The organism is Variovorax sp. 20P10.2.4, from assembly GCF_058244205.1.
Genome location: NZ_JBZAYE010000241.1, coordinates 1 through 10,130 on the forward strand (window position 1 = coordinate 1; position 10,130 = coordinate 10,130).

Genomic DNA, 10,130 nt, shown 5'->3' on the forward strand with positions numbered 1-10,130 from the left:
CGCCACAACGTCTACGGCACGCCGCGCGGCGACCCGCGGCTGCGCCGCGAGATCTCGCGGCGCGCGATGCGCATCGGGCATGCGCTGTCGCCCGACGACGTGGTCATCACCAACGGCTGCACCGAAGCCTTCACGCTCGCGCTGAGCGCCGTCGCCAGGCCCGGCGACACCATCGCGGTGGAGTCGCCGACCTACTTCGGCTTTCTCCACACGCTCGAGGTGCTCGGCCTCAAGGTGCTGGAGCTGCCCACCGATCCCGTCGAGGGCATCCACATCGAGGCCTTCGCGCGGCTGCTCGACGCCGGCCCGGTCGCGGCCTGCCTGCTGTCGTCGAGCTTCAGCAATCCGCTGGGCGTGTCGATGCCCGATGCACGCAAGCGCGAACTGCTGGCCTTGCTCGCGCGGCACGACGTGCCGCTGGTCGAGGACGACGTCTACGGCGACATCCACTTCGCGCGCGAGCGGCCCACGCCCTTCATCGCGCTCGACGGCGGCGCGAACACCCTCTACTGCAGCTCGTTCTCGAAGAGCCTCGCGCCCGGCTACCGCGTGGGCTGGATCGCGCCCGGCAAGTACGCGCAGCAGGTGGTCGATCGCAAGCTCGCCTTCAGTCTCTGCAGCCCGGTGCTGCCGCAGGTCGCGCTCGCGGACTTCCTGGCCAGCGGCGCCTACGACGCGCACATGCGCCGATTGCGCCGCCTGCTCGAAGAAAACCTGCGGCACCTGACCCGCGCCATCGAGGCCAGTTTTCCGGCCGAGACACGCGTCAGCCGGCCTGCCGGGGGCTTCGCGCTGTGGGTCGAACTGCCGCGCGGTTTCGACTCGCGCGCGCTGTTCGACGCGGCGCTCGAGCTCGGCATCTGCTTCGCGCCGGGCGATGTCTTCTCGGCCAGCCGGCGCTTTCGCAACTGCCTGCGACTGAGCGCCGGCTGGAGCTGGAGCGAGCGGATCGAGGAGGGGGTTCGGCGGCTGGGGACACTGGCTCGCCGACAACACATCTGAAGGTCGGCGCCCTCAGCCTCGACGCAGCAGATCGAGGCCTGAGAACGGACCGCGCCCTTGCTGCAGCCTGCCGCCGGTCGACAAGCCCCCGAGCTCGATCGACACCCAGCCCACGGTGGCGATCATCGACGCCACCTGCGCATTCGCATCCACGTGATCGCCCGACACGAAGATCACGCGTCGCCCGCCCTGCTGTTGCGGGTCTTCCGCGAGCAGTGCCGCCGGCAGCGTGTTGAAGGCCTTGACCAGCCTGGCGCCCGGAACGAGATCGGCCACGATCTCGCTCGAGCTGCGGCCACGAAGGTCGGCGACGACGAGCTGGCCGTTCCTCTCCAGGTACGGGTTGCTGGTGTCGATGACGATTTTTCCGGCCAGCGATCCCAGGGTCGGCAGGGCCTCGGGAAGATGGCTCCATCGAAGTGCGAGGACCACCGTCGGTTCGGCGGCGGCCTCGGCTGACGTGCCCGCGCGTGCCCTGGGGCCGAGCTGCCCGACGAAGTCGGCCAGCGAATCCGGCCCCCGGCTGTTGGCGAGGACGACCTCGTAGCCGGCCCGCGTGAACTGCGCCGCGAGCGCCTTTCCGATCCTGCCCGCTCCAATGATTCCGATGGCCATGGGTCCGTGTCCTTCCACTGTCGTGATTGAAACTGTCCGCGCGTCAAGGAATGAGAACGACCGAGCCCATGACTTCGCGCGCCGCGATGGCGCGGTGGGCCGCGGCGGCGTCCTTCAGCGGATAGCTGCGATCGATGGCGGCGGTGATGCGGCCCGACCTGAATGCGTCGAACAGCGCGTCGGCGCCCGCCAGCAAGGCTTCGCGGGTCATCAGGTAGTGGGAGGACGACAGCCCCGTGAGGAACAGCGAACCCTTGGCCATCAGGAGGCTGGCATCGACGGGCGGCGTCGGGCCCGAACTGAAACCGAAGCTCACCATCGATCCCAACGGCCGCAGGCAATCGAGCGACGGCAGGAATGTCTTCTTGCCGACGCCGTCATAGACGACATCGACGCCCTGGCCCGCCGTCAATTCGAGCACCCGGGCCACGAAATCTTCCTCGCTGTAGTCGATGACCTCGTCGCAACCGTTGGCGCGGGCCACGGCCATCTTGCCGGCCGAACCGACCGTGCCGATCACGCGCGCGCCGAGCGACCTGGCCCATCGGCATGCGATATGCCCCACGCCGCCCGTGGCGCCGTGATAGAGGAGGGTGTCGCCCGCCGCGATCGGCCGCGCCTTGAACAGCAGGCACCAGGCGGACAGGCCCTTGGACAGGATGGCGGCGACCTGCAGATCGTCGATGTCGTCGGGCACGGCAATGACATGGTCCGCCTGCACCAGGCACTCCTGCGCATAGGTTCCGCTGGCGCTGCGGTAGGCGACGCGGTCGCCCGGCACGATGTCCGTGACCTCCGCGCCGACCGCGACGACCACGCCGACGCCCTCGGTGCCGGGCACGAACGGCATCGGCGCGGGAAGAACGCCCGCGACGTGCCTTCGAGCACCTGTCCCATATCGAGGAACGCAGCCGGGTCGCGGGCCCCGCCGATGCGCTGGTCGAGGATATGCGCCATGCGGTGCGCACGCGCACCGATCCCCGTTACGTGCCCCTCGAACTCGAGATCCTGGCCGAGTCCGCCCGGAACAGGAGCGTGGCGAAGTTCTTCCAGCGCGCCGATCGAGCGATCCACGAAAAGATCGAAGGCGTCGTCAAGGCGATTCCGTCGTCACGCGGGCTCTCCGCGGCCGAGCTGGAAGCGACGATCGACGTGATCGTTGCCATGTCCGACGGCCTGGTGTTCCGGGCCGTCGGCAATCCGAAGATGAACAAGGAGGAGGTCGGGAAGCTCATGCAGAGGGTCGTGCGATTCCTGGTGGAGGATCAGGAGTCCTGATGCCGCATCCGACGCGGTGGATCGCGCCGCCGCCCGGCCTCACCACGCAGGAGCGCGCCGCCCCTCCTCGGTGAGGAACTCCACCAGCGTCGGCAGCGACGCATCCATCGGCCGATTGGCACGCACGCGCATCACGTAGCCCCATGAGCCGGCCATGCGCAGGCCCGGCGTCAGCGCCACCAGCCGGCCGCGCGCCAGTTCCTCGTCGACCAGCGGCGCACGCCCCAGCGCGATGCCCACGCCCGCGGCGGCGGCCGCCACCACGGTGCTCAGGCCGCTGAGCACCAGCGGGTCGTGGCTCACGCTGTCGGGCAGGCCCAGCCGGGGGCGCCAGGTGCGCCAGTCGGTCTCGGGGCTGTCGATGTGCTTCTCCTCGAGCCAGCGGTGGCGCGCGAACACGCGCGGGTCGTCGCGCTCGGCGGGCGCGACCAGCGAGGGGCTGCACACCGGCACCACGGTCTCGGTCATCAGCGGGATGTCGCCCGGCGCCGCGAGGTGCGGGCCCAGCGCGCGCACGTGCAGGAACGCGAGGTCGATGTCCTGCGCGTCCCATGCGGGGTCCTGGCTGGCATGCAGGAACAGCTGGATGTCGATGTCGGGATGCAGCTCGATGAAGCGCCCGATCCGCGGCGCCAGCCACAGCGCCGCGAGCGAGGGATTGGCCGAGATGTTGAGGCTGTTGCGCCGCCGGCCATGGGCACCGGCGCGCGTGTCGCGGCAGGCGGTCTCGAGCAGGGTCAACGCCTGTTGCACCGACACCAGCAGCGCGGCGCCGGCCTCGGTGGTTCGCGCGCGGCGCACCGTGCCGCCGCGATGCAGCAGGGTCACGCCGAGGTCTTCCTCGAGCGCGCGCAGCTGGTGGCTGATGGCGCTCTTCGTGACGTGGAGTTCGGACGCGGCGCGGCTCAGGCTGCCCAGTCGGGCAACGGCTTCGAAGGCGCGCAAGGCAGCCAGTGGTGGCATGGGGGAGGGTGGAGCGGCAAAGGGTGCAATCTATCTCAACCCAGGATTGAAAAACCATCGCTTTCGCCGCGTGGCGCGATGCATGACGATGACGGCCTTACAGGAAGAACCGATCGCACCAACATGTATTTCGATATTCGACTTTGGCAATTGACGGCGGGCCTGCGCCTGCGCATGGCGGGGGGCATCGTGCTCGGCCTGCTGGCGCTGGCGGCCGGCATCGCGCGCTATGTGTTCCTCGGCCAGCTGCTGGCGCGCGTGTTCGACGGCGCACCCCACGGCGACTGGATCGCGCCGGCGGCCTGCGCGGGCGCGATGGTGCTGCTGCGCGCGCTGTTCGATCATCTGCGCACGGTGCAGGCCAACCGCTCCTCGGCCGAGGTGCAGCAGGCGCTGCGCGCGCGGCTGTACGACCGCATCGTGGCGCTGGGCCCGGCCTGGTTCGCCAACCAGCGCACCGGCGGCGTGATGCTGACGGTGGTCGATGGCGTCGAACAGCTGCAGACCTTCTTCGGCCAGTACCTGCCGCAGGTCGTGATCGCGGCCGCGGCACCGTTCGCCATCTTCGCGGTCATCGCCTTCTGGGACCTGCCGACCGCGCTCGTCTTCCTGGTCGCGGCGCTGTTCGCGCTGTTCGGTCCCATGGCCGTCCACATGCTCGACAGCCGCGCGAGCCTGGCGCGCACGCGCTCGCTCAATGCCTTCGGCGAGGAGTTCCTCGATGCCGTGCAGGGCCTGCCCACGCTGAAGGCCTACGGCCAGGGCAAGACCTGGGGCGAGCGCCTCGCGGCCCGCGCGCGCAAGCTCTCGGACAACACCTTCTGGGTGCTGTCGGTGAGCCTGCTGACGCGCGGCATCAGCGACCTCGGCGTGGCACTCGGTGCCGCGCTGGCGCTGACCCTGGGCGCCTGGCGCGTGACGGCCGGCGACATGAGCGTGGAGGCCCTGCTGATCGTGCTGATGGCCGGCACCGAGATCTTCCGTCCGCTGCGCGAGCTGCGCTCCGTGCTGCACCGGGGAATGCTGGGCCAATCGGCCGCGGCGAGCATCCATGCGCTGATGGATGCGCAAGCGCCGACCGCCTCGCCCGACACAGCGCCGAACGCCGCCGGACCCACGCACTTGGCGCCCACCATCGAATTCGACGGCGTGACCTTCTCCTACTCGCCGCAGCGCGCCGCCCACCACGGCCTGTCGTTCCGCATCGAGGCCGGCGAGCGCGTGGGCATCGTGGGCCCGAGCGGGGCCGGCAAGTCCACCATCGTGCGGCTGCTGCTGCGCGAGTTCGTGCCGCAGTCGGGCACGGTGCGCGTGGGCGGCCACGACGTCAACGGCCTGGCCACGCAGACCCTGCTGGGCCACATGGCGCTGGTGAGCCAGGACATCACGCTGTTCCACGGCACGCTCGACGACAACCTGCGGCTGGGCCGGCCCGACGCCACCCACGAGCAGGTGCGCGCCGCGGCGCGGGCCGCCAACATCGACGACTTCATCATGGCGCTGCCGCAGGGCTACGCCACCCAGGTCGGCGAGCGCGGGCTGCAGCTCTCGGGCGGCCAGCGCCAGCGCGTGGCGATCGCGCGTGCCCTGCTGCGCGACGCCCCGATCCTGATCCTCGACGAGGCGCTGTCCTCGGTCGACACCGAGAACGAGGCGCTGATCCAGCAGGCGCTGGACCGGCTGATGGTCGGCCGCACCACGCTGATCCTCGCGCACCGCCTGGCCAGCATCATCGGCGCCGACCGCTGCCTGGTGCTCGATCAGGGGCGCGTGGTCGAAGAGGGCCGGCATGCGGTGCTGATGCAGCAGCGGGGCCTCTACCACCGCCTGATGCACGAACAGGCCGTGGGCCTGGCCGGCGCGGCGCCCGCGCCCCTCGAGCCGCAGGCCGCGTCGGCGCGACGCGTGGCCACGGAAGAGGAGGGCGATCGCGGTCCCGCGCTGCGCCCGCTCGATGCCGACGCCGAGAAGGTCGGCTGGAAGCCCACGCTCGCCACCTTGCTGTCGGTGGTGCGGCCCTGGCGCGGCACGCTGATCGCCACCATCCTGTTGGGCGTGGCGCGCGTCGCGGCCTTCATCGGCGTCGGCGTGCTCAGCGCGCTGGTGGTGGCCGCGATCCGCGACGACCGCGACACCTCGGCGCTGATCGTCGGCCTGCTGGTCGCGGCGCCGCTGGCCGCGCTGTTCCACTGGCTCGAATCGTGGCTGGCGCACGCCATGGCCTACCAGCTGCTGGCCGACATGCGCGTCAAGCTCTACGACAAGCTCGAGCGGCTGGCACCGGCTTACCTGCTGCAGCGCCGCTCGGGCGACCTGGTCGCGCTGGCCACGCACGACGTGGAGATGGTCGAGTACTTCTACGCCCACACCATCGCGCCGGCCATCGTCTCGGTGCTGGTGCCGCTGTCGGTGCTGGGTTTTCTCGCGCTCTACAGCTGGCCCGTGGCGCTGGCGCTGCTGCCGTTCCTGGCCTATGCGCTGGTGTCGCCGATCCGGGGCCGTCGCCAGGTCGATGCGCTCGGCGACCGCGCCCGCCATGCGCTGGGCGAGATGAGCGCCCATACCGCCGAGACCATCCAGGGCCTGGCCGACCTGACCGCCTTCCAGGCCACGGACCGGCGCCGCGCGCAGTTCCTCGAGGTGGCGGACCGCAGCCGCGCGCGGCGCCTGGACATCCTGAACGACCTGTCGCGCCAGACCGCCTGGTTCGAGATCGCGATGGGCCTGGGCGGCCTGGCCGTGGCCGTGGTCGGCGCGCTGCAGGTCGCGAGCGGCGCCTTGCCGGCCGGCATGCTGCCGCTGCTGGTGCTGATCGCGCTCGCCACCTTCCTGCCGGTGTCGGAGATCTCGCAGGTCAGCCGCCAGTTGGCCGACACCATCGCGGCCACGCGCCGCCTGCACGTGGTCGAGAGCGAGCCCGAGCCCGTGGTCGACGGCCCGCTGCCGCCGCCGACGGCCACCCACGGCCTGTCGCTGGCCTTCGAGCGCATCTGCTTCGCCTATCCGGGCAAGGCGCAGGACACCCTGCACGAACTCGGCTTCGAGGTCCCGGCCGGTGCCACCGTGGCCGTGGTCGGCGCCTCGGGTGCCGGCAAGAGCACCGTGGCGAGCCTGCTGCTGCGCTTCTGGGATCCGCGCCAGGGCAGCGTGAAGCTCGACGGCGTGGACGTGCGCGAGCTGCGGCTCGACGGCCTGCGTGAACGCGTCGCGCTGGTGTCGCAGGACACCTACCTGTTCAACGACACGCTCGAGGCCAACATCCGCCTGGCGCGCCCCGATGCCAGCGGCGAGGAACTGGCGCTCGCGCTCGACCGCGCCGCCTTGACGGACTTCGTGCGCACCCTGCCCGAGGGCCTGGCCACGCGCGTCGGCGAACGCGGCATGCAGCTGTCGGGCGGCCAGCGCCAGCGCATCTCGATCGCGCGCGCCTTCCTCAAGAACGCACCGGTGCTGATCCTCGACGAGGCCACCTCGCACCTGGACACGCTGTCGGAGCTGCAGGTGCGCGGCGCGCTCGATGCGCTGATGCGGCACCGGACCACCCTCGTGATCGCGCATCGGCTGTCGACCATCCGCGATGCCGACCTGATCCTGGTGCTGGAGAACGGCACGCTGGCGGAAGCCGGCACGCACGACGAGCTGCTGCGGCGGCAAGGCGTGTACGCGAAGCTCGCGAGCCACCAGGGGGCGGGGGCCGTGCAGCGGCAGTGGGCGCGGGCGTGAGAAGAGGGCGCGCCGCGGCCCGCAAGCTCGTCGCGGGATGAAGAACCACGCCATCGAAACGAGGACGATCGGGTGCATGCGGGAAGAGGCGCCCTCGAGCCGGCGTGAAGGCGCCGAACTAGCGCCCCAGTTCGATCACTTCGTAGCCCTTGGCGTTCGGCCGAACGCTGTCGATCGCTTCGGTGCCGCCCGGCTTGTCGCCGTCGACGAAGCGCTGGATCAGATAGCGATGCGCCGTCTCGAGCCGGCCACCGGGCAGGAACACCAGCAGGGTTTCGGTCTTGCCCAGGTACAGCCAGCGCGGCGCATTGCGCTCGGCGAAATCGAAGCGCTGGAAGCGCTGTCCGACCGCGTCGTGGACCATGACCATGCCGCGCGGATAGCCGGCCGACATGAAATCCCCCATCACCACCAGCGCGCGGCGCGTCCGGCCGGCACAGCGGATGCGGACCTCCGAACCGCGCGAGTCCTCGGCCTCGCCGTCGAACATCGGCCGCACGGACGCCTTGCCTTTGCGCAGGTGGTAGACATGGGAGCCCGCGATGGCATCGGTACGCAGGACCTCGACGACCCGCGGCGTGCCGGGCGTGCCCAGATCGCAAGACAGGGGCGTGCCGGCGAACGCCAACGCGGGACCGAGCAGGCTCAAACCAAGGGCGAGGCGGATCATTGCGGAGGCCTTCATGGCCTTGCTGCGCGACCCGCCTCGTTCATGCCGTCTCAAAACTTGAAGCCCGCGGGTTTCCGGGGCCCGCGCGGGCCCGGATAGTCGGGCACATAGGCGTCGGAATTGCTGATGACCAGCCGAACCTCGTTGCCGGGCAGGAAGTGCACGTTCATCGTCGACCCGGTGCGGTCATAGCGGTCGATCGGCACGGTCTTCTCGTGCCACGCCTCGTTCAGCGGTCCCTTGGGATCGGAGTTGCTCGTCCTCCAGCGCACGACCGCGGTCAGGCCGGGTGTCCATTGCCGCGGGTACACGATGCAGCACACGAAGCTGCCGCCGCCCCCATAGGCGAATGCGTTGGCGCCGAACTGGCCGTTGACCCAGTACTCGTGGATGTAGTCCGGCGTGTGGTTGTAGGCGCTCAGGTTCGCCGTGGCCTTGGCGGGCGCGGCGGCCTTGGCGTTCACGCTCGGACTGTCGGGGGCGGCTTGCGCGCAAGCTGCCATCGAGATTGCCAGCACCAGCCCTGTGATCGTCGTATGCATGCGCGCGATTCTCGTGCAGCGCGCTGGAAAACAGGAAAGAGGACGGCGCCTCAGCCATGCCACTTCGACGCATGGATGATGCTGCACATGTCCGCGCGATGGAAATGCGGATCCTTGTGCGCCAGCACGTCGTCGTTGAAGGTGCCGAAGGTGCTGTCGGGACGGTGCTTGAGCCCCTGGTAGAAGGCCTCGATGATGCCGTGCTTGAAATCGGCCTCGCGCGGAAAGGCGCGCACGACCGCTTCGCGCTGCGCATCGCTGTAGTCGTCGTAGCCGCGGCCGGCCACGTCCATGCCGGCGCCTGCCTGGACGAGCGCGATCTCCGCGCGCATGAACTGCGGGATGCCCGGCGTGGTGTGCAGCGCGACCGCATTCCACACCGTCTCGATGTCGCGCTCGGAGATTCCGTGCCCTTGCAGGAAATCGCGCGCGGCGTTGGCGCCGTCCACCTCGAAGCGCAGCTGGCTGCTTTCGTAGCGCGAGGTGAGGCCGATGTCATGGAACATGGCGGCCGCATAGAGCAGCTCGGGGTCGTACTTCAAGCCCTTGCGATCGCCCGCCAGCACGCCCCAGCAGTAGACGCGGGCCGAGTGGTGAAAGAGCAGGTCGCTTTCGGTGTCGCGGATGAACTGGGTCAGCTCGCGCGCGAGCCTGCTGTCGGGGATGCGGATGCCGGCGATGTCCTGGGGGGCCATGGTGTCTCGGGTCGGTGAGGTACCGCGAAGGCGGCGGAGACCGATCATGAGCGGAACATCGTCCGCTGGGAATTGGCATCTCTGCAATGGCGTGTTGCAGCCCCTTCAATATCCCGGAACCAAAGAACCGGCCGCACAACCCGAGCGCTTCCCGTGCACAGGGCAGCGGGTGCTTCCCGCAGCGAAATCAAGGAGGAGGCCGAAGGCCGGGGGACATTCGCGGAGGGAAGTACCCGCTGTCCTGTGCACGCCCCCCGAACAGAAATCCAAGAATCACTGCCGTTCCTGAACGAACCCGATAGCGATCGCCACTTCCATCCGCCGCGGTGGCTTCTCGAACGGCGCACCGGCCTGTGCCGCCCGCATGGCGCTCTCGTCGAGCACCGGGTAGCCGCTGCTCTTCGCCACCGCCAGCGAGCCCGAGAGGATGTTCCCTTCCTCCGTCAGCGTGAAGCGGATCGTCGGCGCGCCCACATAGCCGGCCTCGCGCGCCTCGGCCGGATAGACCAGCTTGCCCTGGATCGCCTTGCGCAGCCCCGCGAGGTATTTGCGCAGGGCATCCGCGCCATCGTCGCGTGCGCGCACGGTCTGCTGCATGCGGTCTTCCTCGGCGGCATTCGCGACCGGCGGCGGCGCGGCCAC

The 10,130-nt window shown here is 70.0% G+C and carries 10 protein-coding genes and 1 pseudogene; 3 read left to right on the top strand and 8 right to left on the bottom strand.

Annotated elements, in window-relative coordinates; genetic code table 11:
- A partial coding sequence (locus AC27VN_RS21410; protein WP_490877816.1) for an aminotransferase-like domain-containing protein occupies window positions 1-1,002 on the top strand: 1,002 nt, incomplete at its 5' end.
- A 12-nt stretch (window positions 1,003-1,014) separates the two neighbouring features.
- On the opposite strand, the gene AC27VN_RS21415 is transcribed toward AC27VN_RS21410, so the two are convergent.
- The 3 genes and pseudogenes from AC27VN_RS21415 to AC27VN_RS21425 all read right to left on the bottom strand — a co-directional run.
- Window positions 1,015-1,617: an NADPH-dependent F420 reductase gene (locus tag AC27VN_RS21415; protein WP_490877817.1), complete on the bottom strand. Its 603-nt coding sequence runs from the start codon at window positions 1,615-1,617 to the stop codon at window positions 1,015-1,017.
- Window positions 1,618-1,660: 43 nt separating this feature from the next.
- Window positions 1,661-2,338, bottom strand: coding sequence for a zinc-binding dehydrogenase (locus AC27VN_RS21420; protein ID WP_490877825.1), 678 nt, complete (start codon window positions 2,336-2,338; stop codon window positions 1,661-1,663).
- Window positions 2,318-2,473: pseudogene (locus AC27VN_RS21425) on the bottom strand (alcohol dehydrogenase catalytic domain-containing protein); the annotation flags it as partial. The pseudogene AC27VN_RS21425 and the gene AC27VN_RS21420, both read right to left, overlap by 21 nt.
- A 104-nt stretch (window positions 2,474-2,577) precedes the next feature.
- Between AC27VN_RS21425 and AC27VN_RS21430 the strand changes: the two are divergent.
- Window positions 2,578-2,895: a TetR family transcriptional regulator C-terminal domain-containing protein gene (locus AC27VN_RS21430; protein WP_490877818.1), complete on the top strand. Its 318-nt coding sequence runs from the start codon at window positions 2,578-2,580 to the stop codon at window positions 2,893-2,895.
- Window positions 2,896-2,934: 39 nt separating this feature from the next.
- Here AC27VN_RS21430 and AC27VN_RS21435 read toward each other — a convergent pair whose 3' ends face one another.
- Complete coding sequence (locus AC27VN_RS21435) at window positions 2,935-3,858, bottom strand: LysR substrate-binding domain-containing protein (RefSeq protein ID WP_490877819.1); 924 nt, start codon at window positions 3,856-3,858, stop codon at window positions 2,935-2,937.
- Between the two features lie 123 nt (window positions 3,859-3,981).
- Between AC27VN_RS21435 and AC27VN_RS21440 the strand changes: the two genes are divergently transcribed.
- Window positions 3,982-7,581, top strand: coding sequence for an ABC transporter ATP-binding protein/permease (locus AC27VN_RS21440; protein WP_490877820.1), 3,600 nt, complete (start codon window positions 3,982-3,984; stop codon window positions 7,579-7,581).
- 118 nt (window positions 7,582-7,699) lie between these two features.
- Here the strand turns inward: AC27VN_RS21440 and AC27VN_RS21445 are convergent, their stop codons facing one another.
- From AC27VN_RS21445 to AC27VN_RS21460, 4 genes are all read right to left on the bottom strand, one after another.
- Entirely contained in the window at window positions 7,700-8,251 is a 552-nt protein-coding gene (locus AC27VN_RS21445) for a hypothetical protein (protein WP_490877821.1), read from the bottom strand.
- A gap of 50 nt (window positions 8,252-8,301) precedes the next feature.
- The gene (locus tag AC27VN_RS21450) at window positions 8,302-8,793 is read right to left on the bottom strand and encodes a DUF3304 domain-containing protein (RefSeq protein WP_490877822.1); all 492 of its coding nucleotides are present in this window, start codon (window positions 8,791-8,793) and stop codon (window positions 8,302-8,304) included.
- A 50-nt stretch (window positions 8,794-8,843) separates the two neighbouring features.
- Window positions 8,844-9,488, bottom strand: coding sequence for an HD domain-containing protein (locus AC27VN_RS21455; RefSeq protein WP_490877823.1), 645 nt, complete (start codon window positions 9,486-9,488; stop codon window positions 8,844-8,846).
- 273 nt (window positions 9,489-9,761) lie between these two features.
- On the bottom strand, window positions 9,762-10,130 hold a 369-nt coding region (locus AC27VN_RS21460), incomplete at its 5' end, for an energy transducer TonB (RefSeq protein ID WP_490877824.1).

What these genes read in the sequence shown, in the direction of transcription:
- AC27VN_RS21415 (WP_490877817.1), bottom strand. Translation starts at nt 1,617, where the DNA reads ATGGCCATCGGAATCATTGGAGCGGGCAGGATCGGAAAGGCGCTCGCG.
- AC27VN_RS21435 (WP_490877819.1), bottom strand. Translation starts at nt 3,858, where the DNA reads ATGCCACCACTGGCTGCCTTGCGCGCCTTCGAAGCCGTTGCCCGACTG.
- AC27VN_RS21440 (WP_490877820.1), top strand. Translation starts at nt 3,982, where the DNA reads ATGTATTTCGATATTCGACTTTGGCAATTGACGGCGGGCCTGCGCCTG.
- AC27VN_RS21445 (WP_490877821.1), bottom strand. Translation starts at nt 8,251, where the DNA reads ATGATCCGCCTCGCCCTTGGTTTGAGCCTGCTCGGTCCCGCGTTGGCG.
- AC27VN_RS21450 (WP_490877822.1), bottom strand. Translation starts at nt 8,793, where the DNA reads ATGCATACGACGATCACAGGGCTGGTGCTGGCAATCTCGATGGCAGCT.
- AC27VN_RS21455 (WP_490877823.1), bottom strand. Translation starts at nt 9,488, where the DNA reads ATGGCCCCCCAGGACATCGCCGGCATCCGCATCCCCGACAGCAGGCTC.